22 protein-coding genes, 3 tRNA genes and 1 riboswitch are annotated in these 25,142 nt (G+C 64.1%); of the genes, 9 read left to right on the plus strand and 16 right to left on the minus strand.

What is annotated here, in order from left to right; all coding sequences use genetic code 11:
* Positions 1-53 precede the first annotated feature (53 nt).
* From QF015_RS18110 to QF015_RS18130, 5 genes are all read right to left on the minus strand, one after another.
* Positions 54-127, minus strand: a tRNA-Ile gene (locus QF015_RS18110).
* 83 nt (positions 128-210) lie between these two features.
* Positions 211-1,407: a glycosyltransferase gene (locus QF015_RS18115; protein WP_429390348.1), complete on the minus strand. Its 1,197-nt coding sequence runs from the start codon at positions 1,405-1,407 to the stop codon at positions 211-213.
* Between the two features lie 110 nt (positions 1,408-1,517).
* Entirely contained in the window at positions 1,518-2,423 is a 906-nt protein-coding gene (locus tag QF015_RS18120; protein ID WP_310201367.1) for a DMT family transporter, read from the minus strand.
* Complete coding sequence (locus QF015_RS18125; protein WP_429390349.1) at positions 2,423-3,046, minus strand: CDP-alcohol phosphatidyltransferase family protein; 624 nt, start codon at positions 3,044-3,046, stop codon at positions 2,423-2,425. The genes QF015_RS18120 and QF015_RS18125 overlap by 1 nt, the downstream gene beginning before the upstream one ends.
* A 48-nt stretch (positions 3,047-3,094) precedes the next feature.
* Entirely contained in the window at positions 3,095-3,943 is an 849-nt protein-coding gene (locus QF015_RS18130) for a phage holin family protein (protein ID WP_429390350.1), read from the minus strand.
* A 173-nt stretch (positions 3,944-4,116) separates the two neighbouring features.
* Here QF015_RS18130 and QF015_RS18135 point away from each other — a divergent pair, with 173 nt between their 5' ends.
* The 5 genes from QF015_RS18135 (at position 4,117) to QF015_RS18155 (ending at position 9,927) form a co-directional block, all read left to right on the plus strand.
* Positions 4,117-5,346 (plus strand): multidrug effflux MFS transporter, encoded by a 1,230-nt coding sequence (locus tag QF015_RS18135; protein ID WP_310201373.1) that lies wholly within the window; start codon positions 4,117-4,119, stop codon positions 5,344-5,346.
* A 23-nt stretch (positions 5,347-5,369) separates the two neighbouring features.
* Positions 5,370-5,549, plus strand: coding sequence for a glycine zipper domain-containing protein (locus tag QF015_RS18140; protein ID WP_310201375.1), 180 nt, complete (start codon positions 5,370-5,372; stop codon positions 5,547-5,549).
* A 121-nt stretch (positions 5,550-5,670) separates the two neighbouring features.
* Positions 5,671-8,169, plus strand: coding sequence for a phosphatidylglycerol lysyltransferase domain-containing protein (locus QF015_RS18145; RefSeq protein WP_429390351.1), 2,499 nt, complete (start codon positions 5,671-5,673; stop codon positions 8,167-8,169).
* Positions 8,170-8,191: 22 nt separating this feature from the next.
* The gene (locus tag QF015_RS18150) at positions 8,192-9,475 is read left to right on the plus strand and encodes an alpha/beta hydrolase (RefSeq protein WP_429390352.1); all 1,284 of its coding nucleotides are present in this window, start codon (positions 8,192-8,194) and stop codon (positions 9,473-9,475) included.
* Between the two features lie 44 nt (positions 9,476-9,519).
* Positions 9,520-9,927 carry a hypothetical protein gene (locus QF015_RS18155; RefSeq protein ID WP_310201381.1) on the plus strand — a complete coding sequence of 136 codons (408 nt, stop codon included), beginning with the start codon at positions 9,520-9,522 and terminating at the stop codon, positions 9,925-9,927.
* Positions 9,928-9,973: 46 nt separating this feature from the next.
* Here QF015_RS18155 and QF015_RS18160 read toward each other — a convergent pair.
* From QF015_RS18160 to QF015_RS18200, 9 genes are all read right to left on the minus strand, one after another.
* Positions 9,974-10,046 (minus strand) — tRNA-Asn (locus QF015_RS18160).
* A gap of 115 nt (positions 10,047-10,161) precedes the next feature.
* A tRNA-Asn gene (locus QF015_RS18165) sits at positions 10,162-10,234 on the minus strand.
* A gap of 53 nt (positions 10,235-10,287) precedes the next feature.
* Complete coding sequence (gene dnaG, locus QF015_RS18170) at positions 10,288-12,180, minus strand: DNA primase (protein WP_310201383.1); 1,893 nt, start codon at positions 12,178-12,180, stop codon at positions 10,288-10,290.
* A 50-nt stretch (positions 12,181-12,230) separates the two neighbouring features.
* Complete coding sequence (locus QF015_RS18175) at positions 12,231-13,547, minus strand: deoxyguanosinetriphosphate triphosphohydrolase (protein ID WP_310201386.1); 1,317 nt, start codon at positions 13,545-13,547, stop codon at positions 12,231-12,233.
* A gap of 64 nt (positions 13,548-13,611) precedes the next feature.
* The gene (gene dusB, locus QF015_RS18180; RefSeq protein ID WP_310201388.1) at positions 13,612-14,793 is read right to left on the minus strand and encodes a tRNA dihydrouridine synthase DusB; all 1,182 of its coding nucleotides are present in this window, start codon (positions 14,791-14,793) and stop codon (positions 13,612-13,614) included.
* A 112-nt stretch (positions 14,794-14,905) separates the two neighbouring features.
* On the minus strand, positions 14,906-16,429 hold the full coding sequence (locus QF015_RS18185) for a YibE/F family protein (RefSeq protein WP_429390353.1): 1,524 nt from the start codon (positions 16,427-16,429) through the stop codon (positions 14,906-14,908).
* A gap of 188 nt (positions 16,430-16,617) precedes the next feature.
* A complete protein-coding gene (locus QF015_RS18190; protein ID WP_310201392.1) occupies positions 16,618-17,580 on the minus strand; it encodes a GNAT family N-acetyltransferase in 963 nt (320 codons plus the stop codon).
* Between the two features lie 2 nt (positions 17,581-17,582).
* Positions 17,583-18,968 carry a glycine--tRNA ligase gene (locus tag QF015_RS18195; RefSeq protein WP_172324116.1) on the minus strand — a complete coding sequence of 462 codons (1,386 nt, stop codon included), beginning with the start codon at positions 18,966-18,968 and terminating at the stop codon, positions 17,583-17,585.
* Between the two features lie 158 nt (positions 18,969-19,126).
* A complete protein-coding gene (locus tag QF015_RS18200) occupies positions 19,127-20,131 on the minus strand; it encodes a DMT family transporter (RefSeq protein ID WP_310201395.1) in 1,005 nt (334 codons plus the stop codon).
* 23 nt (positions 20,132-20,154) lie between these two features.
* Here QF015_RS18200 and QF015_RS18205 point away from each other — a divergent pair, with 23 nt between their 5' ends.
* A complete protein-coding gene (locus QF015_RS18205) occupies positions 20,155-20,382 on the plus strand; it encodes an RNA-binding S4 domain-containing protein (RefSeq protein ID WP_310201397.1) in 228 nt (75 codons plus the stop codon).
* 69 nt (positions 20,383-20,451) lie between these two features.
* Here QF015_RS18205 and QF015_RS18210 read toward each other — a convergent pair whose 3' ends face one another.
* Positions 20,452-21,102: an alpha/beta hydrolase gene (locus QF015_RS18210; protein ID WP_310201399.1), complete on the minus strand. Its 651-nt coding sequence runs from the start codon at positions 21,100-21,102 to the stop codon at positions 20,452-20,454.
* A gap of 70 nt (positions 21,103-21,172) precedes the next feature.
* On the opposite strand from QF015_RS18210, the gene QF015_RS18215 reads away from it, so the two are divergent.
* The 3 genes from QF015_RS18215 (at position 21,173) to QF015_RS18225 (ending at position 23,720) form a co-directional block, all read left to right on the plus strand.
* Positions 21,173-22,015 (plus strand): SGNH/GDSL hydrolase family protein, encoded by an 843-nt coding sequence (locus QF015_RS18215; protein ID WP_310201401.1) that lies wholly within the window; start codon positions 21,173-21,175, stop codon positions 22,013-22,015.
* A gap of 29 nt (positions 22,016-22,044) precedes the next feature.
* Entirely contained in the window at positions 22,045-23,205 is a 1,161-nt protein-coding gene (locus tag QF015_RS18220) for a winged helix DNA-binding domain-containing protein (RefSeq protein ID WP_429390354.1), read from the plus strand.
* 62 nt (positions 23,206-23,267) lie between these two features.
* Complete coding sequence (locus QF015_RS18225; protein ID WP_429390355.1) at positions 23,268-23,720, plus strand: hypothetical protein; 453 nt, start codon at positions 23,268-23,270, stop codon at positions 23,718-23,720.
* Positions 23,721-23,748: 28 nt separating this feature from the next.
* On the opposite strand, the gene metX is transcribed toward QF015_RS18225, so the two are convergent.
* Positions 23,749-24,870 (minus strand): homoserine O-acetyltransferase MetX, encoded by a 1,122-nt coding sequence (metX, locus tag QF015_RS18230; protein WP_429390356.1) that lies wholly within the window; start codon positions 24,868-24,870, stop codon positions 23,749-23,751.
* Positions 24,871-24,884: 14 nt separating this feature from the next.
* A riboswitch (SAM riboswitch) is annotated at positions 24,885-25,001 on the minus strand.
* Positions 25,002-25,142: the final 141 nt, after the last annotated feature.

The following is a 25,142-nucleotide window of genomic DNA, read 5'->3' on the forward strand; positions in this document are numbered from 1 at the left end:
AAGAGCCGTGTCCAACAATTCTGGATTGTTGGACACGGCTCCCGTGTGGAATGTAGGGCTACTCGGACTTGAACCGAGGACCTTAGGATTATGAGTCCCGCGCTCTAACCAGCTGAGCTATAGCCCCGGGATGCCCGGACCTGCCTCCGAGGGAGAAAGTTCCGGGCAAAGCACTCTAGCAATACTAATAGCTGCGGAGGAGTGCTTTGGTCATACTGCTTTGTCCTCGTAGGAGGCCCCACGGTAGAGGTCCTCGAACGTTTGGAGCGTGCCGTTGATGCTGTGCGGCTCTACCATCTCGCGGCTGAGCTTGCCCATGGCTTCCAGCTCATGCGGGGGAAGCTCCACCAGCTTGGTGATCTTGGCCGCCAGTTCATCGCTGTTGTTCGGCGTGAAAAGATAGCCGTTCTCGCCATCCCGGACCAGATGCGGCAGGGCCATGGCGTTCGCCAGCAGCACGGGAGTGGAAGCGGACATGGCTTCCAGGGTCACCAGTGACTGGAGCTCGGCCGTTCCCGGCATGCAGAAAATGTCGGCCTTGATGTAGGCCTCCCGCAGATCTTCGTCGCTGGCCAGCCCAAGGAACCTGACGCGATCCCCCAGCCCCAGCCTGGCTACCTGGGCTTCAAGGGCAGGACGGACTTCGCCTCCACCAACGATTTCCAGGTGCACATTCAAGTCACGCGGGGTCTTGGCCACCGCGTCAATCAGGACGTTGACGTGCTTCTCTTCGGCGAGGCGGCCGGCAAACAGCACCGTGGGGTTGCTGTGCGGCTCGATGGTCTCGCCGGGCTGCAGCTCGTAAGCAGAAGAATCAATACCGTTGGACAGGGGCAGGACCTTGCGCAGAAACGCGTGCTGGTGCATGGCCTTGGCAGCGAGCGGCGTGGGCGTGGTGACCACATCGGCCTGGCCCATGACCTTGCCCATGTCCTTCCAGGAAATGCGTCCGACGATGTCCTTGAACCACTGCGGGAAGGGCAGGAAGGGGTTCAGGTTCTCCGGCATGAAGTGGTTGGTGGCAATAATCCGGATACCACGCTTCACGGCCTCGTACAGGACGTGCTCGCCAATCATGTAATGGCTCTGGATGTGGACCACGTCCGGCTGGACCTTGTCGAACAGCAGGCTGATTTCCTTCTTGATTTCCCAGGGGAAGCAAATGCGGAAGTACTCGTGCGTGAAAACGCCGTGGGAACGCAGCCGGTGAACAGTGGCTTCGTCCCGGAATTCCGTGTAGCTCTTGCCCGAGTCCGGTCGGCAGGCCAACACGTGAACGTTGTGTCCGCGTGCCGTCATCCCCTTGGCCAGGCGGTAGCCGAACTGAGCGGCGCCGTTGACGTGCGGCGGGTAGGTATCCGCTGCGATCAAAAGTGTGAGGGGTTTGGTGGTGTCGGGAATGGTCACGTGGAGAACTCCTGATGGTCACGGTGCGGACAGCGTTGATGGTGCCAATGCTGTGTTGTCGCCGGGTTGCCGGACCGCCTGTAGCGGCGGCGCAAAGGTGTAGCCCTGCCCTAGGCCTTCTTGTTGGCAGCCGCCTTCGCGTCCTTCTTGCGTTTGGTGACTTCCGGATGGTGCCGGCTCAGGGCAATAACCCCCACGATAGCAAGCGTAGCCGCCGCAGCCATGGCGATAGCCATCACGGCGTGGACATCGGGACGAAGCTCACCAAGGATCACGATGCCAATCGCGATGCCCACCATCGGGTCAATGACGGTCAACCCGGCGATGACGAGGTCGGGTGGTCCCCCTGAATAGGCGCTCTGGACGAACCAGGAACCCAGTCCCCCGGCAGCAGCAATGGCAATGAGGGTGTACCACTGGACGTTGAGCAGGAACAGTCCATTGGGATCGAGCAGGTGCTTGCCGATGATGCGGGTCAGTACGGCCACGAAGCCGAACAGGACACCGGCTCCCAGGATGTACACGAAGGCACTCATGCGGTGCCTGAACATGACGGCCAGGGTGCCAAAAATGCCCACTGCCAAGGCCAGCAGAAGGACGATGGTCAGTTCGTCTTCGGCATTGACGTGGTGGTTCTCCTGGGTGACGTTCACGGCCAGCAACACGAACAAGGCAGAACCCGTGACGCACGCACTGATGGCCACTACCGTGGCGCGGTTGATGCTCAGGCCCTGGTCCTTGGCATTGACCACAGTGGTAATCACCAGCGCAATGGCACCGATTGGTTGCACCACGGTGAGCGGCGCCGACACCAACGCGACGGCGTTCATCACCATGCCGAGGGCGAGGAACAAGAGTCCCAGCATCCAGCGCGGATTGCGCAGGAGCCGCAGGAACCCGTTGGAGCTCAGCGCCAGGCCACCGGTATCGGCTTTGACCGCGCTGCCCTGCCGCTGGGCGCCGATCGCCAGGAAGAATGCTCCAAGTACGGCAAGGAAAACCGCCAGCCAGACCATCAGCGGTGTCCGCCGTCGTCGTTTTTCAGTTCTTTACCCTTACGCAAGATGGCCCAGAAATAGTTGTAGGCAGCAATCCAGTGGCCCAGGAGCCCGAGGCCCAGGAAGGTCCAAGCGGCCACGAAGTAGACCCCGGTGAGCGGAATGGGCAGTTTGGACAGGACCAACAGCGGCGTGCCGACCAGCAGCAGCGCCGTGCGGATTTTTCCAATGATGCTGACCGGAAGGTCCGGATGGCTGCGGAAGTAGATCAAGGAGGCAATGGCCAGGATGGCGTCCGGCACCAGCAGTGCGGCCAGATACCACCACTGCACGACGCCGGCAATCGCCAGAGTGAAGGCCACAGCCAGGAGCGCTGCCCGGTCCGCCAGGGGATCCAGGATGCGTCCCAGCTTGGACGTCTGGTCGAAGCGCCTGGCGATGTAGCCATCCACCCAGTCGGTACTTCCCATGATGACGAGCACCAGGACTGCGAACCCGTACTCCTGTTCGGACAGAACAAGCCACACGAACAGCGGGACCCCCATGAAGCGGAGGACCGTGAGGATGTTGGGGACCGTGAAGATGAGGTCGTGGTCAACCTGCGGCCGGTCGGGTTGCGAACCGGCACCGATCAATCTCACGTATGTCCCCCTTCCTCGTTGTCAGTGTTTGGCGCCTCGGATACCTGCCTACTTCTTCAGCAGCTTCCTCAGGGCGACGACGAAGACCACGGCAGCGGCAGCGAATGCCGCAAGGTCCCGCCACCGGGCTGCAAGGCGTTCCGAGAGGTTGTCGGGCACGGACTCACCGAGGTCGGACAATTTTGCGGCCGCGAATTCCCGGCCCTCCTGGAATTTGCCGTTGGCGCTGCCCAGCAGGGCCTGCCCCTGCTTCTTGACGTCCAGCTGCTCGCCGAGCTCGTCACGGACACCGGTCAGGTGTTCGCGGCGCTTCTTCAGGCGGGAGCGAAGCTCGGCTTCAGTGGGCGCCTTGACGGCGTCCGCTTCCTTGGCAGCTTCCTTCGCAGCCTTCTCGGCCTTGGCCCTTTCCGCTGCCGCTTCCTTCTCAGCCTTGGCTGCCTTGGCAGCAGGCGAGTTGGGATCCAGGATCGACTCATCGAAGGCCGAGCCTTCCTTGGCGATGCCAAGATCGTGCTTGAGGCCCCGGATGGTGTCTTCGGGAACCAAAGGCATGGCCTTCTTGAACTTCGCGATTCCTATCAGGGACGCAACGGCCACGACCAGAAGGAAGAATGCTGCCACGATCAGGGCGGCAAGCCATCCCGGCATAATGGTGGCCAGGCCCAGGATGGCGGCAACAACAAGTGCGATCACCAGAAGCGCGAGGAAGACCAGCGCCACACCGAAGAACGCACCGGCTATGCCAACCTGCGTGGCTTTGCGCTTGAGTTCCACCTTGGCCAAGGCGATCTCATCGTTAAGTTGCCGTGGGGCCAAGCGTGCAACGAGCTTGAGGGTCTTCGGCAAAGTTCGAATGGCTGGTCCTTGACTGGTCCGGCCGGTGTGACGTCCACTCATGGGTTCCGCCTAACTGCTTTCCTCTGGGCATCGTGTACGGCGAACGAGGCTGCAATCTACAGCCGCGGACACCTGTCCTCAAAGCTATCATTCAGGTTCCTGCAGAACTTTCGCGACCATACTGCGGCGCGCCCGTCATACGGCCAATAAATATGATCCGGGCCATAGGATAGATGATCGTGACCTCTCCCATTGCTCCGGGCGACTCCCTGAGCCGACGCGAAAAGCTTGTCTACATCCTCCTGCTGGGTGCCCTGACCGCGCTGGGTCCCTTCACCATCGACCTGTACCTCCCGGCTTTCCCGGCGCTGGAGGAAAGCTTCGACGTCTCAGCCGCGGCCATCCAGCTGACCCTGACGGGTACCACCGTTGGTTTCGGTCTTGGCCAGCTGGTAGTGGGGCCGTTCAGCGACAAAGTGGGCCGCCGTCTCCCCCTGATCCTTGCCACCGCCGTCCACATCGGCTCGTCGCTCGGTGCCGCGCTGGCCACGGACATCGGGATGCTGTCCTTGTTCCGTGTCCTCATGGGAATCGGTGCGGCAGGCGGTGGCGTGGTGGCCATGGCCATGGTCCGGGACCTCTTCCACGGCTATTCAATGGTCCGCATGTTCTCGCGGATGTCACTGGTCAACGGTTTGGCCCCGATCCTTGCCCCGGTCATCGGATCGCAACTGCTGCTGGCCTTCCCGTGGCCCGGCATTTTCTACTTCCTGGCCGCCTATGGCCTGCTGGTCATTCTTGCCTCCATTTTCTTTATCCGGGAGACACTTCCCGCCGATCGGCGGGGCAAGTCCTCTGTCACGGTGGCACAGCGCTACAAGTCTGTCCTGACGGACCGGATCTTCGTGGGCATGGTGCTGGTGGGAAGCCTGAACTTCGGCGGCTTGTTCGCCTACCTTTCGGCATCGACCTTCCTGTTCCAGGACATCTACGGCTTCTCGCCGCAGGAGTACGGAATCCTGTTCGGCATCAACTCCCTGGGCATCGTTGCCGGGGTCCAGATCAGTGCACGCCTGATAAGGCGGGTAGCCCCGCAGTGGATTGTGGCAGGCGCAACGCTGTTCATGCTGTTCGTTGCCCTCCTGATCGTGGTGCTTGACCTTTTGCACGCCGGTCTCTGGGGCATCCTCATTCCGTTGTGGTTCTACATCTGCGCCACCGGCTTCATGTTCCCGTGCGTCCAGGTCCTGTCCCTGGCCAACCACGGCGCCCAGGCGGGCACGGCCGCGTCCCTCCTCGGTGCATCCCAGTTCATGATGGCCGGCATCGTCCCACCTGTGGTCGGTTGGCTGGGGGTCAGTTCCGCTGTTCCCATGGGCTCCGTCATGGCTGTCTGCATCACCGGATCGATCGCCGCCCTCTGGCTCGTGGTCCGGCCCCGCACCGTGCCGTCCATCCATTAGGACCACCCCCGTAGGCTGAGACCATGACCAAGAAACCGCACCGCAACGGCAGGGGCCTCTTTTTGGGTGCCCTGCTTGGCGCCATCGCCGGAGCGCTGCTCGGCCGCGCGGCAGGGAGCGCGCTGTTCGGCGCGGTCCTGGGGGCCGTCATTGGTGCCGCTGTCCTGTACCGGGTGAACCCAGGCCCCTGGAAACGGGACTAGGCGCCCCACCGAACGACCCGCCGTCGTCGTGAGGCTCCAACCTCTCCCCTTCCAGCGCCCCGCAAGGCAGAATGGTGGCCAGCCGGGGGAACCGGCGCCGGACCGGTGAAGGGGACATCACATGAGCGCGGCTGTGGGATTACGGGGCACTGTGCGTGGCGTGGCAACCGTACGGCGGCTGCCCCTGACGTTGCTCGTGGTGGCCCTGCTCTGGGTCCTGGGCATTGCCACCGGGAGCCTGCTCTATGGGCCCCCTGAAGCTTTGCTGGACAACATCGGCCTGGGGTTGGCCGTAGAGCCCGGGCCCTGGTGGTCCATCTTCACGTCGGCGTTCTTCGCCTCGTCCCTGCTCGACTACCTGGCCTGCACGGCCGCAATCCTGGTGGGTGTGGGAATCGCCGAGCGGGTCATGGGCCCGTGGCTCGCCCTCGTTGCCTTCATTGCGGGCTCAGCCCTCAGCGCCCTGGTTCTGGTGGCCCTGGTCGCTTTCGGGACCGACGCCAGCGACCAGTGGCTGAGTTTCCTGGGCGGCGAATACGTTGTGGGAGCCTACGGCGGCGCTGCCGCCTCTTTGGGATGCGCGACAGCGGCACTGGACGCACTGTGGCGACGGAGACTGCGGACGTGGTTGCTGGCCGCCACGCTGATGTTCGCCCTGTTCGTTGGCGTCGCCCAAACACTCCAGGCACTGGGTGGAGCGGTGATCGGCGTACTGGCCGGCTGGGTCATCCGGTCGCTGGTACTCCGGCGCCGGGCAGGATCACTGCATTCCTCAACCCTCCGCGAGACGCGCTTCCTGGTGGGCACGGTGGTGGGCGTCTTCGCCGTCGGACCATTGCTGACGCAACTTACCGGCACGTGGGAGATCGGGCCCCTCTCCGTTGTTTCCGAAGTGATGCTCCAGGCCAGTCCCGACGCCGACGAAGTCAAGGAAGCCTGCAACAACGACACCAACTGCGTCACGCTGCAAAGCATCGTGGGTGTTCAGAGCTTCGGCGCAGCCATCCTGACGCTGATTCCAGTCCTACTGCTGCTTGTTTGCGCTGAAGGCCTCCGCCGTGGCCGCCGCCTCGCGTACCGTCTGACGCTGGTGATCCAGGCCTACCTGGGCGCGGTGACGGTCCTGTCCATCCTCCAGTACGTCACTGATCCGGACGTCACCCTGGGCGATGACGATTTCGGCTACCTCCTGCTCTATGCAGTCCCGGCAGTCCTTGCGCCGGTCATCATCGTGGTTCTGCTGTTGGCCAACCGCCATAAGTTCCAAGTGGAGTCCAGCGACGCCGGATACCGGGTCCTTGGCAGAACCTCACTCCTCCTGGCCGTCGCCGCGATTGCCCTTTACGTGGTGTTCTGGTTCGTCGAAGGCAACCCGGGGCGCTCCACCCTGTGGGACCTGGCCGGACAGCTGACCCACATCCTGGTTCCTTTCCCTGTCCCCTTTGTGGTGGCCTTGCCCCAAGGCCTGTTGAGCACGGTGGTGTACGGGCTTGGCGGGGACATCATCTGGCTTTGCATCCTGGTACTGGTCCTGAACAACTTCCGGCGGTTCAGGATGCTGGCCACCGATCCGGCCGCAGACCTCGGCCACACCCGCGAGTTGCTCCATGATGGTGGCGGCACCCTGTCCTGGATGGCATTGTGGGACAACAACCAGTACTGGTTCACGCCGGACCGGAAGGCCGGCGTCGCCTATCAGGTGCACAACGGCGTGGCGTTGACGGTCGCGGGGCCCTTCGGAGCAGCAGAACACCATGCGGACGCTGCCACGGGCTTCCTGAAGCACTGCGCCGGGCTGGGGCTCATCCCATGCTTCTATTCGGCCACCGCAGAGCTCGACGCCCCGCTCGAACCACGGGGATTCCGAAAGCTCGAAGTGGCCGAGGAGACCCTTTTGAACGTCCAGGCCATGACGTTCAAGGGCAAGGAATGGCAGAATGTCCGCACTGCCCTGAACCGCGCAGACAAACTGTCCATCAAGGACCACTGGTATCCCTACCAGGCGATGCCACCGGGAGTCAGGGCACAGCTTGCAGAGATCTCCGAGGAATGGGTGGCGGACAAAGCCCTTCCCGAGATGGGCTTCACCCTGGGCGGCCTGAATGAATTGAAGGACCCCGAAGTCCTCTGCTGCGTGGCCGTGGATGACGACGGCCTGGTCCACGGTGTCACCAGTTGGTTGCCCGTGTTCCGCAATGGCGTCATCTCGGGATGGACCTTGGACTTCATGCGAAGACGCACCACCGGGTTCAAGGGCGTCATGGAATTCCTGATCGCCTCGGCGGTGACCCATTTCAAGGAAGAAGTCCCGCAGATCTCGCTGTCCGGCTCGCCCTTGGCCAACGCCGGGGCTGACGGCGCCGAAGGGGACCGAAGCTCACTGGACCGGGTTCTGGCGCTGCTCGGCAATGCTTTGGAACCCATGTACGGATTCAAGTCCCTGGCAGCCTTCAAGTCACGGTTCCAGCCCGAGCACCGGACCCTGTACATGTACTACCAGGACCCCTTGGCCTTGCCCTCGATCGGCATTGCCGTGGGCTCTGCCTATCTGCCGGGCCTCTCCCCCGCGCAGAGCGCCGGCCTCCTGCGGCAAATGGTAGCCAGGGAGCCCGCGGCATGAGGCGCGGAGGGGGTTCCCAGCCATGGACGGCCTCCTGAAACTTGAGATCAGCGGCCCTGTGGTCATGACGGTTGCCGGGGCGGTCGGCGTCGTGTTCTTCCTTGTACTGTTCCTCAGGCCGTCGGCCCGTTGGGCCCTCACTGCCGTCACTGCCATTGCGGCGGCAGCGCTGCTGGGGTGGCTGACCGTGTGGCTCGTTGAGGACGTCATGGACGTCTTCCATGTGGGCCTCACACCGCGCGTGTGGTTCTGGGCGATAGCCTGCTTCGCCGCGTTGGGACTGGCCGTGGTCAGCTTCCGCCATAGCAGCCGGCGGCGGAAGGTGGTGGCGTCAATCGCCATCCCCGTCTTCGTCCTGGTTGCCGCCTTGGGCATCAACACGGAATTTGGACTGAACAAGACGTTGGGCTCGGCCTTGGGGATTTCCACCGAAAGCGCCATCCAGCTCAACAAGCCAAACCCCGACGCATCCATTCCGGCCGGTCCGCTCTGGCAAAACTGGAAGCCTCCGGCCGCCATGCCCGCCAAGGGCCAAGTGGGCACGCAGGTGATTCCCGCAACGGCCTCCGGATTCAACGCCAGGCCGGCCGGCATCTATCTGCCGCCGGCAGCCCTGACGGACAACCCGCCCAGGCTGCCGCTGTTCGTCCTGATGATGGGCCAACCCGGCCTTCCAGACCCCCAGTACGTCTCCGCCGCGCTGGACGGGTTCGCGGCGAAGAACAACGGCCTGGCACCCATTGCCATCGTCGCGGACCAGATCGGCCCGGACGAAAACGACACCCTCTGCCTGGACACCGCCAAGTACGGCAACGTGGAAAAGTACATCAATGAGGACGTGGTGAACTGGGCCAAAGCCAACTTGAACATTCTCCCGGACCGGGAGCACTGGACGATAGCCGGGTACTCCAACGGAGGTCAGTGTGCCATCTCCTTCGCCGTCAAGTACCCCACGATGTGGGGCAACGTGGTGGACATCTCCGGTGAGGAGTTCCCCGGAGCAGAGGATCCTGCAGGCAACCTCGCAGAAATCTTCGGGGGCAACCAGGCTGACTACGACGCGCAGAAGCCGATCAACATCATGAAAGGCAAGCAGTTCCCGGACACGACGGCCGTCTTCACGGTGGGCTCCGACGACGTGGTCTACGTGGCAGCCGCGAAAGCCGTCTCCGCCGCGGCCCGGGCTGCGGGCATGACAGTGACGTACTACGAGGTCCCCAACGGCGGACATGTGGGCCTCGCCCTGAACGCAGGCCTGACCAAGGGCTTCGAGGTCCTCTACCCGCGCCTGGGCCTGTCCCGGTAGTGGCGCCCCTTTTGCGCGCCACCGGCCGGCGATAAAGTTGACATGTGCCACATTGGCAAGAGCTGCAGCCGCTTCCGGCACCGTGGCAGCGTCGGGATGAACGCATCCTGCCGCTGTGGTGGGACCGCTTGTGCTCAGTGACCAGCCCCCAGTCGGCTGCCCTCTACGCAGCCGGACTCTTCACGGACGACCGGCGACGTCCCATTGCCCAGTGGTACAACCCCGAAGTCGACGCAGCCCTGCTGGTTGCGCCCGAGACATCCCCTGAGTGGCCCGTCCAGCGTTTCGGGATCTTCTACGCCCCGCCTGGCGGCGGCTTCACGCGCGTCTACTCAGCCCCGCATGAGTGGCATCCGCGCGAACCCAGGACCCCGCCCACGGAACAGGACTCATTCCTCGCCGCGGTGGCGGAAGCCGCCCGCTTCCTTCAGGTGGAGATGGATTTCGTCTAAAAAGATGGACCCCGCACCGGCGTGCTGCCGATGCGGGGTCCTGTTGCTCCTCCGACTGGACTTGAACCAGTAACCCTTCGATTAACAGTCGAATGCTCTGCCAATTGAGCTACGGAGGAATGAAGCGGTTATGACTTTAGCAAAGGTTCTACCCGAATGCGAATCGGCTCCCCATACCCCCTGGGGGTATAAAAATACCCCCGTTCCGAGAGACCGGAACGGGGGTATTGTGCGCTCCTCCGACTGGACTTGAACCAGTAACCCTTCGATTAACAGTCGAATGCTCTGCCAATTGAGCTACGGAGGAATGAAGCGGTTACTAGCTTAACAGGGGCCTGCCGGAAAACGAAATCGGGACTCTCAGCCGTCCGAACGCAGTGACCGGCGCTCCATTTCCAGCTGCATCAGCTCACGGTTAAGCCGCTGGAACTCCTCCGGATTTGCTCCGGCATCCAGGCGCTGCAGCTGCCCCATCTTGTCCGCCTTAATGCGGGTGATCTGCAGTTCGAAGAGGCGGGCCAGGATGTCGCGGCAATACCGCTGCATCGCCTCGGGCGTGCTGGCAGGCAGGGGCGTCACTGCCAACTCGGAGACCAAGGGCCGCAGCGGCTCTGGAACTTCCTGGCGGACCTGTTCCACCCATGCCACGGGATCAGCGGCATGGGCAAGGCCAGCGGCCCGCACTGCGGTATGCACGGCCGCGTAGGCGGGTGTGGCGAAGTATGAGGCCTCGAAACGCTCCCACGCTCCCCCACCCAGCACTCCCGGCTCCTGGAGGACAACCTCCAGCGCCTGGCGTTCCATACCGGCGATGGGGTCCCTGGGATCGGGACGTTGGAACACCAGACCGCTCGACGGCGGTGCTCCCGCCGTCGCGGATTGCTCCGCGGCACCGGCTGCTCTCGAAGTGGTGCCACCGGACGCGGCCCGCTTGGCGGCCGCCCCCACGTAGCTGCTGACTTCCTCGATGGGCATACCCAGCCAACCCGCCAGATTGCGGGTGTAGCCAGGCCTCGTCGCCGAATCCCTGATCTGCGCCACCACGGGGGCGGCCTCCCGCAACGCTGCCACTCGACCTTCCACGGTGTCCAGGTTGTGCCGACGCAGGGTCGCCCGGATGGCGAACTCAAAGAGCGGCTTCCGTGTGCCGATGAGCTCACGCACCGCGGCGTCACCCTTGAGCTGGCGCAGATCGCACGGATCCGCCCCCGTGGGCTCGACAGCGACGTACGTCTGGGCCGTGAAGCGCTGGTCTTCCTCAAAGGCCCGGAGGGCGGCCTTCTGGCCGGCGGCGTCGCCATCGAAAGTGAAAATGACCTCCCCGCCGCTGCCGTCGTCCGACAGCAGCCGCCGGGCCACCTTGATGTGCTCGGTACCGAAGGCAGTACCGCAGGTGGCTACCGCCGTCGTGACCCCTGCAAGATGGCAGGCCATGACGTCCGTGTACCCCTCCACCACCACCAGTTGCCGTTCCTTGGCGATGTTCCGCTTGGCGAGGTCAATTCCGTAAAGGACCTGGGACTTCTTGTAGAGCGTGGTCTCAGGGGTATTGAGGTATTTGGGACCCTGATCGTCCTCGTAGAGCTTGCGCGCGCCGAAGCCGATGGTGTCTCCCGCGATGTCGCGGATGGGCCAGATAAGCCTGCCCCGGAAGCGATCGTAGATGCCCCGGTTTCCCTCGGAGAACATGCCTGTCAGCTTCAGCTCCGCATCGGTGAAGCCTCGGCCCCGCAGGTGCTTCAGGAGAGCGTCCCAGCCCTGCGGCGCATAGCCGACGCCGAAGTGCTCGGCGGCAGCGCGATCAAAGCCGCGCCCGTCCAGGAAGTTGCGTCCCTCGGCAGCCCCGGGAGTGAGCAGTTGGGCCCGGAAGAACTCGTCGGCGATCTTGTGGGCATCCAGCAGGCGCTGGCGCTTGCCCACTTCCTCGCGGCTGGGACCGGTGCCGCCGTCCTCGTAGCGAAGCTCGTAGCCGATCCTTGCGGCCAGTTTCTCAACGGCCTCGTGGAAGGAGCTGTGGTCCATTTTCTGGACGAACGAGATGGCGTCTCCGTCTTCGCCGCAGCCGAAGCAGTGGTACCTGCCCACCTGCGGGCGGACGGTGAAAGAAGGCGAGCGTTCGTCATGAAAAGGACAAAGGCCCTTGAAACTGCCCAGGCCGGCACCCTTCAGGGTGACGTAGCCGTCAACGACTTCCTTGATATCCGTGCGCTGGCGTACTTCATCGATATCTTCACGTTTGATCAGGCCAGCCACGTGACCATCCTAGTCTCTTGGCCGGAAGGTTCAGGCCTTGCCAACCCGGGCTACCACAGGGACGGGAGGCTGCCCACCAGGCGCTCGTACACCGCCAGCGCAGAGACGTCGGTCAGCGACGCAACTTGGTCGATCACCACGCGCAGCCGGGCACCATCGTCGACGGCGTCGCGCCAGTCCGCGGCGAACATCGGCTCCAGGTGACGGTCCCCTGTGGCATTCAACACACCCACGAGCGCGTGCAGCACTTCGCGCTGGCGTTCGTACACGGGCTGCCGGTGGTCGGTGGAGATGACGAAGGTGGTGGCCAAACCCTTGAGGACCGCGATTTCGGTGACCGTGTCCTCGGGCACCATCAACTCGGCGTCGTAGCGGGTCAGGTTGGCAGGCCCAAAGTGGGCACGTGTGGTTTCCATGGCGCTTTGGCAGAACCGGCCGATCAGCTGGCTGGTCATGTCCTTCAGGGCAGCCATGGACTTCCGGCTGCCGTCCGCCTCACGGACCCACACCTTGGTGGCCTCGAGCCGGGACAGGGCGGCATCGATTTCCGCGGGATCATTGTGCGGCAGGTACCACTGCTTGGTGTAGCCCACCACGCGCGCCCGGTGGTCCGGGTTCTCCATCCATTTCAGTTGGAAATGGCCGGCGACGATCGCGTCCTCAACGTCGTGGACCGAATACGAAATGTCATCTGCCAGATCCATTACCTGGGCCTCGATGCACGAGCGGTTGCCGGGCGCACCCTCGCGCAGCCATTCAAAGACCGGAAGGTCGTCTTCGTAGGCCCCGAACTTGCTGGTGCGGTGGCCGTGGATGACAGGAGCATCGACGGCGGACCATGGGTACTTGGACGCGGCGTCCAGGCTGGCGCGGGTCAGGTTGAGTCCAGCCGGCCTGCCATCCTCGGCGAGCACTTTGGGTTCCAGCCGGGTCAGCAGGCGCAGGGTCTGGGCATTGCCTTCGAAGCCGCCGATGGTGTGCGCTACTTCGTTCAGGGCGGACTCACCGTTGTGGCCGAAGGGCGGATGACCGAGATCGTGGCTCAGGCACGCGGTGTCCACCACGTCCGGGTCACAGCCGAGGGAACGGCCCAGCTCACGGCCCACCTGCGCCACCTCCAGGCTGTGGGTCAGCCTGGTGCGGACAAAGTCATCCGTGTCCGGGGCGACCACCTGCGTTTTTGCGCCGAGCCGGCGCAACGCCGAGGAATGCAGGACCCTGGCACGGTCCCGCTCAAAGTCGGAGCGATAGTTGCTCTTGCGCGGCTCCTCGACCCACCGCGCGGAATCTGCCTCGGCGTAGCCGGGGATGGCCAGTACATAGTCGTGGGTGCTGTCGTTGTGGCCAAGCATCGCTTCGGTTCCCATGGGTATCTGCCTCCTTCAAGCGCCGGGGTGTGGAGCTTCTTGAGTCAGTCTTACACGTGTGAGGCTAGCCGCCCGAAACGTCCAGCTCCGCCGCCGAGATATCCGCGCTCTGTTCAGCGTTCAGCTGACGGCTCAGCAGCCAGTCCTTGGGCAAGGCCGGCTTCTTGGGCGAACCGGCCCGACCACGCGGACCCTCGGAATCCACTCCGGGATAGGGCGAGTCCATGTCCAGTTCATCGAGGTATTCGCGCAGCACCTCAAGGGTGGGGACGGTGGCCAACTTGGCGCGGAGCTCGCCGCCCACCACGTAGCCCTTGAAGTACCAGGCCATATGCTTGCGGATCTCGCGGAGCGCCTTGTATTCGTCGTTGCCGAACGTCTCGACCATGAGCTCGGCGTGCCGGTAGACACCCTCAGCAACCTCGCGGAGTCCTGGCCGGTGCCGCTGGTCGCTGCCTTCGAAGGCGGCCTGCAGATCGCCGAACAGCCACGGACGGCCCTGGCAGCCACGGCCAACGACGACGCCGTCCACGCCGGTTTCCCGCACCATGCGGACCGCATCCTCAGCGGACCAGATGTCGCCGTTGCCCAGCACCGGGATGTCCGGGAGCGCTTCGCGAAGCCTTGCAATGGCCGACCAGTCAGCCTGGCCCGAATAGAACTGCGCTGCCGTGCGTCCGTGGAGGGCGACGGCGGCCACGCCCGCGTCACGGGCGATGCGGCCGGCGTCGAGGTACGTCAGGTGGTCCTCGTCAATGCCCTTGCGCATCTTGATGGTCAGCGGGATCCCTCCCTTGGAGGCTTCCTTGACCGCTGTGTTGACGATTGAGGTGAAGAGGTCGATCTTCCAGGGAAGCGCTGAACCGCCACCGCGGCGGGTGACCTTGGGCACGGGGCAGCCGAAGTTGAGGTCGATGTGATCGGCCCGGTCCTCGTCCACCAGCATGCGCACTGCGGCGCCGACCGTTACCGGGTCCACGCCATAGAGCTGCACCGAGCGGACTTTCTCGTCCTCATCGTGGGAGATGATGCGGAGGGATTCAGGAGTCCGCTCCACCAAGGCACGCGAGGTCACCATCTCGGCCACGTACATGCCGCCGCCGTATTCACGGCAGAGCCTGCGGAAGGCTGAGTTGGTGATTCCGGCCATCGGGGCGAGGATCACCGGGGTGTCCACAGTGATTCCACCGAGCTTCAACGGCGGGAGCTCAAGCTTTGGTGCGGGGGGCGTTGCTACAACAGTCACCCATCCATTGTTGCAAATCCGGGCAAATCGGCGGACAGCGCGCCGAAACCCGGCCTTGACCATGCAGCCCGGCGCCGTTCAGCGGGTCGAGCAACCACCGGCGCCACCGCGGTCAGGCGCCCTCGTCGGTGGTGCCGCCCCGGCGCTCCGCTTCCCGCTGGGCGCGGCGGCTCCCCGGGCGTGCCGGCTTGCCGGGAGCAACGAGGCGGGCTCCGCCGTCGTGCGTGTCCTCTGTCCGTTGCGTGTCCTGCGGACCGGAACCCACGACGGCGGCCGCTGCTGCCAGCGCGCCGGTGTCGTTGAGGTCGGCGGCCCTGACCGAGGGTCCACCCGCTGCGGCGAGCCGCTTCATGCCGGTCGCCTTGACGACCAGGACCGCGATCAGGGTGGTCACCGGAATAGCAAGGACAAGCCCAATGGATCCCACCAAGGTCCGGATGACTTCCTCGGACAATTCGGCGCTGGTCAGCGCTTCATCGAGGGGGCGGTCGTACAGCATCACGATGATGAGGATCGGAAGCGCAGCACCGGCGTAGGCGAACGCGATGGTGTACACCGTGGACGCGATGTGGTCCCGGCCGATCCGCATGGCAGAGGTGAAGAGTTTCCGGGCGCTGGTGTTGGGCGCCAGTTCGTAGAGTTCCCACACCGCGGAGGACTGTGTAATGGTGACGTCGTTCAACACGCCCAAGCCGGAAATGATGAGGCCGCACAGGATGATCCCGGAGATCGAGATCTGGGGCGACATGTTCACCAACGTTGAAGCGTCATGGTTTCCCACACCGGCCAGGTTGGCCGCGTCGGTGGCCCAGGCCGCCAACAAGGCGGTGATGCCCAGGCCAAAAATGGTGCCCAACAACGCCGTGGACGTTCGCGCCGAGAAACCGTGCGCGAAGTACAAGACCCCGATCATGATCACCGTGGACCCGACCAAGGCCAGCAGCAGCGGCGGCTGGCCCTCCACCAAACCCGGCAGGATAAAGCTCACCAGGACAAAGTAGGCACCCACCAACCCGAGGAGCGCCCGGAAGCCACGCCACCGGGCAACTGCGATGACCACCGCTGCATACAGGACGGCCAGCATGGCAATCGGGATGCTGCGGACAAAATCCACAAACACGTAGGCAGGAGCCCCACTGCCGGCATTGGCGCCCTGGACTGCGGAGAGATTCAAGTACCGGATGGAATCCCCCACGTCCACGCCGTGGGACATGGCAACGTCAGGGTTGATGACCACCTTGACCACGTCCCCGCCCTTATCCGGCTCAGTGAAGGCGAAGGTGCATTGCGATCCACCGGCCTGGCCGCCCTGGTTGGGGTCCGTCTGGCCGGTGTTGTTCTGGCCGGTGTTATTTTGGCCGGCGTCCGCCTGGCCCGTCTGCGTGCAGCTTTCCACCACCACGCTTTGGATCCGGCCGGTGTCGAACGTGACACCCGGGGCAGCCTGATAGGGGCTGGAGAACGTGATTCCCTCCCGGCTGCCGGAGGGCCACATGACCATCATCGCCACCAGGGTCAGGACACCCAGTGGAACCAGGATGGCCGCCAGAATCCAGTTGGCACGCTTCCGCGAGGCAAGGGCCTGGGGCGTTGGCTCGGAACTTTCAGAATGACCGTGGGAGTGACCGTGGCCCATCAGCAGCAAAACCTCATGGGCTTAACCCTACGCGGGACCGGACACCCCATGACTCGGCGCACGTTATGTCGGTGACGGACACTCATGCCGGCGGTGGAGACGTGCGCCGGCGACGCTGCCTTAACGCAGGATCCCGTGCCGCCCGCGGGAAACGGGCAGCACGGGATCCTGACGTGCGGAAACAGCGGTCAGTCGCTGACGATCAACGTATCCGCTCCGCGCACGTGTGCCTTGCCGGCTTCCAACAGCGGCCCGAGGACCGTGCCGAGGGCGGTCATGGATTCGTCCACTTCGAGCATCACAGGGTGCTGGTAAGCGATGAGCGCCAAAAGGTCACGCACAGCCGCCGCTGCGTCCTCATCGGACAGCTCAGGGTCGTGCCCTAGGAAGACATCAGAGGGTTCGTCGGAGTTGCCTTGGGCGTAGCTGATGGCGAAGGCCTGGATCTTGCCCTTGCGGCTGGCAGGAACACCTTGCCCGAATGCGCTGGCCTTGGGGGCGCGAAGGACGATGGCGCCGTGCGCACCGGCCAGGTCATGCAGGAACAACCGTTGGACCGTGGCAATGCTGAGCTCCCCCGGGCTGTCCCAGTGGTGGACGTGGGAGTAGTACTTACCCACGACCTCGCTCAACTCAACGGAACCCGTGGCCAAGTCCTCCACGCGCTCCGCTGCAGCTTCTTCGGAACCATCGCCGAACCGCGGCAGCTTCAGTGGTTCGGGCTCCACCACCACCAGCCGGGAGCGCTGGATGGGGGCCAGGCCCGCGGCGGTGGCGAACGCGGCGCCGGCCGTGTCCGGTTCCACTTTGCTGCGGAGCCTGGAAACGCCCGACGGCGAGTTCCCGGCTTCGCGGCGGAGCATGGTCAGCAGGGTGGCACCCACGCCTTCACGGCGGTGGTCCTTGGCAACCTCGATATACGCCCAGAGTCGTTCCGGGTGCAGGGAAGCCTCGTGGACAACGCCGGCAGCGACGGGAATCCGCACTCCGTCCACCACGTCCTCGGCCACGATGCAACGGCGCCAGGGCTGGTTGCTGGACGGCGCCAGAGCGGCACGGAACTGCTCCGCGGGGAGGGTTTCCGGTCCGCCCCAGATTTCCAGGAGGGCGAGGTCGTCGCCCTCCTTCCACTCGCGGTACTCCAGCGCCATGACTAGGCGCCGATCAGGCGTGCTGCCAGGTAGCCCTCAACCTTGTCCAGGGACACACGTTCCTGGCTCATGGTGTCGCGCTCACGGATGGTGACGGCCTGGTCTTCGAGGGTGTCGAAGTCCACGGTGATGCAGAACGGGGTACCGATCTCGTCCTGGCGACGGTAGCGGCGGCCGATGGCACCGGCGTCGTCGAAGTCGATGTTCCAGTTCTTGCGCAGCTGGGCGCCCAGCGCCTTGGCCTTCGGGGACAGGTCCTCGTTCCGGCTCAGCGGCAGGACGGCGGCCTTGACCGGGGCGAGGCGCGGATCGAGCTTCAGCACAGTGCGGACGTCGACGCCGCCCTTGGCGTTGGGTGCCTCATCCTCGGTGTATGCATCGATCAGGAACGCCATGAAGGAGCGGGTCAAGCCGGCGGCAGGCTCGATCACGTACGGGGTGTAACGCTCGTTGGTGGCCTGGTTGAAGTAGCTCAGGTCCGTGCCCGATGCCTTGGCGTGGGTGGAGAGGTCGAAGTCGGTACGGTTGGCGATGCCCTCGAGCTCGCCCCACTCGGAGCCCTGGAAGCCGAAGCGGTATTCGATGTCCGTGGTGCCCTTGGAGTAGTGGCTGAGCTTCTCCAGAGGGTGTTCAAAGAAGCGGAGGTTGTCTTCACGGATGCCCAGGTCCGTGTACCAGGACATGCGCTCCTTCATCCAGTACTGGTGCCACTCTTCATCCGTGCCTGGCTCTACGAAGAATTCCATCTCCATCTGCTCAAACTCACGGGTACGGAAGATGAAGTTGCCCGGCGTGATCTCGTTGCGGAAAGACTTGCCGATCTGGCCAATGCCGAACGGCGGCTTCTTCCTGGACGTGGTGAGCACGTTGTTGAAGTTCACGAAGATGCCCTGGGCGGTTTCCGGACGCAGGTAGTGCATGCCTTCCTCGCTGGCCACGGGGCCGAGGAAGGTCTTCAGGAGGCCGGAGAATTCCTGGGGTTCAGTCCACTGCCCGCGGGTGCCGCAGTTGGCGCAGACGATGTCCGCCAGACCGTTTTCTGCCGGACGGCCCTTCTTTTCCTCGTACTCTTCTTCGAGGTGGTCTGCGCGGTAGCGCTTGTGGCAGGACAGGCACTCCACCAGGGGGTCGGAGAAGACCTCCACGTGGCCGGACGCTTCCCATACCTGGCGGGGAAGGATGACGGATGAATCCAGGCCGACAACGTCCTCACGGCCACGGACCATGCTCTGCCACCACTGGCGCTTGATGTTTTCCTTCAGTTCAGCACCAAGGGGACCGTAATCCCAGGCGGAACGGGAGCCACCATAGATTTCACCGGCCTGGAAGACAAAGCCCCTCCGCTTGGAGAGGGAAATGACCTGGTCAAGGACGGATTTTGCTGCCATGGGTAACTCCATTTGTTCTACAGGGCCGCTGGGTGCGGTCCGCGGTGGTGGCCCCGGAATCCGGACGAGGTTGTCCGGCGGGGCGCTGGGGAAAGTTGCTGCGTTCTACTGTGGGTTCTACTGCGGGAAGTACACGAAAATACTGTCCGATACCTACCCTACCGGCCTTTGGCAGGGCCTCTCCGTGCAAAGGAGCCTTTGGGCCACGGCAGCGTGGCCACGATAATCGCCGCGAGCGTCAGGACAGTACCCAGCACCGTGGGCAAGGCGACCACCGCGCCGGGACTGGGGATCACGACGTCGAGCAGCAACGATCCCACCAGCTGCCCGGCGATCATGCCAAGGCCGGTAATTAATACTCCCAGGCTGCGGACCAGCAGGGCGGCCAGCCCGATGAAGAGACAGCCCATGGGACCGCCAAGGTAGTACCACCACTCGGCAGGAAGTGGGTTGCCGGGTCCGGCGACGGCAAGCTTGATAAGCCAGGCGATCCAGAGAATTGCAGACCCCGCAATGAAGTTGACCAAGGTGGCTGCGATGGGCGTCCCGTAGTGGACGGTGGCCGTTCCGTTCATGGCCTGCTGGAAGCTCATGAAGAATCCGGCCGCCAGCGGCAGGAGGACCGGCAGCACCAGCGAGGCAATGTCGGCGTCGCCGCCGAAGCGCGGTGAAACCGCCCAAGCGACGGCGGCTACGGTCAGGACACTGCCGATGACTCGGACGCCCGTGATGGAGCGTTTACCGCCCGGGCCAATACCCATGCGGTCCACGAGCAGGCCACTGAGGGTCTGTCCCGTCACGGCGGCGACGGTAAACAGCGCTACACCCAACAGCGCGACCGTGAACGACTGGGCAAAAACGAACAGCGCACCGATGGCCCCGGCCATGACGTAGAAGCGCGGAAAACTACGGTTCCGGACTGCAGGGATGATCCGTTGGAGGCCTGCCCTGCCCTTGGGCGTCGCCAGTGAAATAACCGTAATCAGCAGAAGGCCTGTGGTGAAGCTCACCACAGCTGCGGCGATGCCGTCGTCGAGTGTGGCGCCGAGGGCCCCGTTGATCCTTCCCTGGAGCGGGATGACCAGACCTGTTGCTACTGCGACAGGGAGGCCAACGGCGAGCGGAAGGACGGGACGGGGAGAAGGCTGCGGCACCGTCACCACACTACTTCAGGCATCATTGCTGTATGAGCACTCCGGAAATCGAAGACATCACCATCCGCGACGACATGATCCGCCTCGGCCAGCTGCTGAAGCTCGCCAACCTTGTGGAGGACGGAGTTGAGGCCACGGAGCTCATCAAGAACGGCTTGGTCAAGGTCAACGGCGAAATCGACGACCGCCGCGGTCGCCAACTCCACGTCGGGGACACTGTGACCGTCAACGGCCAGACAGTCCGGATCGCCGCCGCCTAGGGCAACCTGGGTCACTTATGGCCCATGTTGGGGCGCTGAATGGGCCGTAAGTGACCCCGCGCTGCTTTGTCAGGGGGTGAGGACCTTGTGTGTGAGGAATTCGCCCACGTGTCCGATCTCCTGCTGGTTGATGCCGTGCCACATTCCTGTGTAGAGCACCTTGGTGAGGTCCACATGCTTGCGAACCCACCCCATGGTGTATTCGATCTTGTCCTGGGTGATGACGGGATCCTGCTGGTCCCTGCCCCAGAACATCGGCACTGTACCGTCCAGTTCCTCATCCCGGAAGGCGGCGTCAGCGCCGGCGTCGATCACAAAGCCTGAGAGCCCGACGACGGCGGCAAAGTCCGCGGGGCGGTAACGGAGCATGGTGGTAGCCATGGCCATGCCCATGGAGAAACCAAGCAGTGTCACTGAAGAATGATTGGCCTTGACGGTGTCGAGCCACGCCAGGGCGTAGTCGGCTGCGAGTTTCACGGCATCCAACGAATAATCGATGGAGGCCGTCAGCGGGAACCACGTGTAGCCCGGACCCATGGGCATCGGTGCCCGGAGGGCAGCCACCACGAATCCGTCAGGGAGCAGTCCGGCCAGGCTGAAAAGATCGTCCTCGTTGGAGCCGTAGCCATGCAACAGGACCAGGAGAGGCTTGCCGGCACGCTCAGCTTCTTCGTGGGACCACAGGACAACGGGCGCGGGGAAGGCGGGGGCTTCAGTCATGGATCCATTCTTGCAGTTACCCGCCAGTAACAACCTACGGTGGCGTAGGTTTGCCGTCAGGGGGCAGGATATGAACGTGAGTGAGAACAACCAATTGTTGAAACCCGACGATCCTGTCCAGAAACACCCGTGGAGCCGCTACGTGGCACTGGGTGACTCGTTCACCGAAGGGATCGGCGATCCCGAGCCGATGAACCCCGGCGGCCACCGCGGCTGGGCGGACCGGGTTGCGGAGGAACTGGGCCGGGGACACGAGGACTTCGCCTACGCCAACCTCGCCATCCGGGGCCGGCTGCTCCAGCAGATCGTCGATGAGCAAGTGGGGCCCTGCCTCGAACTGCAGCCCGATCTGGTCTCCATTTCAGCGGGCGGCAACGACCTCATCCGGCCCGGGGGCGACCCGGACGTACTCGCCGCCAAACTCGATGCCGCGGTTGGCGAGCTGGGTTCCGGTGGCGCCACAGTGGTGTTGTTCAACGGTCCCGACACCGCAGCCTCTGTCCTGGGGCGCATCCGCGGCAAGGTAGCCATCTACAACGAGAACCTCAGGACAGTCGCTGCGCGGCACGACGCCGTGATTGCCGACATGTGGTCCTTGCGGCAGTTGGCCGATCAGCAGATGTGGGATGCCGACCGGCTGCACTTCTCACCCCTTGGCCACCACACCATCGCCATGATGGTCTTGGAGTCTCTTAACGTCCAGCACACCCTGGAACCTTTGGTTGCCAAGCCGCTGCCTCCGCGCACCTGGCGCGAAGCCCGTTCGTCCGACCTTGTCTGGGCCCGGGAGTACTTTGTTCCGTGGGTTATCCGCCGGCTGCGGCACCAGTCCTCGGGCGACGGCATCACCCCAAAGCGCCCGACGCCGGGACCCGTCTTCGGGCCCAGCGGCACTTTGCTGCCACGGAGCTAGGGTGACATTCCAGGTATTCGGGTGCCGAAGTGGCAGATGATGTGGCCCGCTCTGCGGAGAACGTCCGGCGCCTGCGCCTGAGGAGACAGCAGCTGCGGACCCCGGCCGCCGGTCCGGCGGGCGAGGTGGTCCGAAACCTGCTCGCCGTCCAGTCACAGGAGTTTCCGTATGCGCGGTGGACGCTTGCCCAACGGACGTCGGCCGCCACTTCTTCCGACGTGGAGCAGGGCGTCGCCGATGGAACGATCCTGCGAACCCACATCCTCCGGCCCACCTGGCACTTTGTGCACCGGGACGACCTCGGCTGGTTGATGGGGCTCTCGGCCGACCGGCTCCATCAGGGCAACAAGGGCATGTACCGGCAAACAGGGGTGGATGCGGACTCGGCCTTGCTCAGTGGCCGGATCCTGGCCGCGGCGGTGGCCGGAGGCGCCCACAAGACCCGCGAAGAACTGGCTGAGGTCATGGGGCAGGCGGGCTTCCCCAGCAAAGGCCTGGGTTTCGTTTATCACCTCATGCATGCCGAAATCAGCTGCATCCTGGTGAGCGGAGCACCCGTGCGCTCGGCCGGCGGCGCCCTGAAACAGACGTATGCCCTGTTCGAGGAGCGCGTGCCTGGCTTGGTTCGTACGGCACTCTCCGGGGAGGACCGTGAACGGGCCTTGGGGCACCTGGCACTGCGGTACTTCGGCAGCCGTGGACCCGCCACCGTTAAGGATTGCGCCGCATGGTCCGGGATGACCATGAAGGACGTCAGGCTGGGCCTCCGCGTCGCGGAGGAGCTCTCCCCCGGGACCTTGGCGTCGGTCTCCTTCGACGGCTTCGAGTTCCACCTTGACTCCGGGGACGTGGAGAACCTCGTCAACGGCGGGGATCGTGCTCCGGCCAGGGAATCCGCGCTCCCCCGCGTTGACCTTATCCAGTGCTACGACGAGTACGTCATGGGCTACTCGGAATCCCGAAGCTACCTTGGCGGGACAGCACCGTACTTGCCCGAGGACAACGGACCAATGCACGTGGTCCTGCTGGATGGCAGGTTGGCCGGATGGTGGCGGCACAGCTTCTCCGGCGGGGCGTGCCGGGTGGAGGTCCGAATGAACCAGCCCACCACCCCGCCGGAACAGCTGGCACTGGAGGCCGAGGTTGAACGCTATGGACGGTTCCTGGGGATGGACACCAGGCTGCTCTGACGCATCCGGGGTGGCATCAGGTGGCAGGGCTAAGCTGGGATAAGACCTAGGAGGCCTGCACTGTGAACAATCTGATCTTCTGGATCATCGTCTGCTCGTGGCTGATTCCACTCGGGATCCGTATGTACAACCGTTCCCGCGCACGCCGGATCCAGGACGGAACCTTCCGCGGTCCCGGCTATCGGCAGCAGCATCTGCCTGGCCCGGGGTATCCCCAACAGGACTACCCGGGGTATCCGGAGTATCCGGGGCAACCCCACCCTGGACCCGCCAACCCGCAGCAGGATTACCCGGGGTATCAGTCCCCGCCGAGCGTCATCCGCCCCGCGGAATCGGCACCGCAGGCCGGTCCGCCGTCGAGCCCTTCATCCCCCACACCGTTTCCCTCGGCCAGCGGAACGGAGCCGCAAGGCTACCGGGCCCGAAAGCTGGCAGAGCTCGATGCGAAGTTCAGCAACGGGGAAATCGCCATGGAGGACTACATGAAGCAGCGCGGCCAGATCATGAACGGCTAAGCCGGCCTGTGCAGGCCGACGGCGCGATCTAAGCGAAGAACGCTTCGCGGAGTTGCGCCGAGAGTTGTCCGATTTCCGTCAGGAAGCCGTCGTGGCCGATGGGTGCCTCGATGACATGGACCGGCACATCCCCCGGCAGCGCTGCCGCCAATTCCCGGGACTGTGCCGGGAAATATAGCCTGTCGCTGTCCACCGCCGCCACGAAGAATTCCGCGGTGGTGCGCGATAACGCCGCTTCCAGCGATCCGCGTCCACGCGCAACGTCATGGGACATCAGGGCTTCGGTAATGGCGATGTAGCTGTTGGCATCAAACCGCCGGACAAGCTTGGTCCCCTGGTGGTCCAGGTAGCTTTCCACCTGGTAGCGGCCGCGCTCCCCCAGCACCGCAGCGGCCAGGGGTGTCTCCTGGTGCTGCGCTTCCCGGCCAAAGCGGAAATCCAGTTCCAACGCCGAGCGATAGGTGATGTGCGCAATGCGCCGGGCCAAGGCGAGCCCGCGCTCAGGGGCAGTGCCACCGTAGTAGTCGCCGTTGTTGAAGTTCGGGTCCTGCCGGATGGCCAGGGTTTGGGCCTGTGCAAAGGCGATCTGCTCAGCCGTGCTGTACGCGCCTACAGAAATCACGGCGCAGCGCTTCACCCGCTCGGGGAACGTCGCAGCCCATTCAAGCGCGCGGGCTCCACCCATCGAACCGCCCAATACGGCATGCCAGGCGTCGATCCCGAGGGCGTCGGCCAGCCGGGCCTCCGCCTCGGTGCTGTCACGCAAGGTGACCAACGGGAACCGGGAGCCCCAGGGACGCCCGTCCGGCGCCTCGGAGGAGGGTCCGGTACTGCCGTAGCAGCCGCCCACGATATTGATGGAAATGACGAAGAACCTGTTGGTGTCGATGGTGGCACCGGGGCCAACCAACTGCTCCCACCAGCCCTCTTCATCAGTGGCTCCGCGGGCGACATGCGTGCTTCCCGTCAGGGCATGCTGGATGAGCACAGCGTTGGACGCATCCGCGTTCAGCTTCCCCCACGTTTCATACGCCAGGACAACATCCGGGAGGAAACCACCGGCCTCAAGGTCCAGCGGTCCAATCCCGGCGTACTTGACGGTCCCGTCGTCTTCTCCGGATTGTGGAAGGGCTGTAGCAGTAATGGTCATTCCTTTGACACCTATCCTCGCGCTTGCCTGTCGCCTTGCGTGCGAACAGGCCAGGTCTTCACCCGGGGCACCCCACCGCGGAGGAGGGTTGCCGGCCAGCAAGCCGGGGCTGTCTGCTGGCACTCATGACCTAATACGAAGAGTCTAGGAAAAACAGGGCGGTTCTGGCGAAGAATGTGACACCAGTGTGACGGTTTAGGACGGCTTCGTTCACGAACGGGCGCCCCGGAATGCCGCCCGGCGAATAATCGTCGGTCCGGGCGGCCTTCCAG

This window comes from Paenarthrobacter sp. TE4293 (assembly GCF_050435325.1).
Classification (GTDB): domain Bacteria; phylum Actinomycetota; class Actinomycetes; order Actinomycetales; family Micrococcaceae; genus Arthrobacter; species Arthrobacter nitroguajacolicus_C.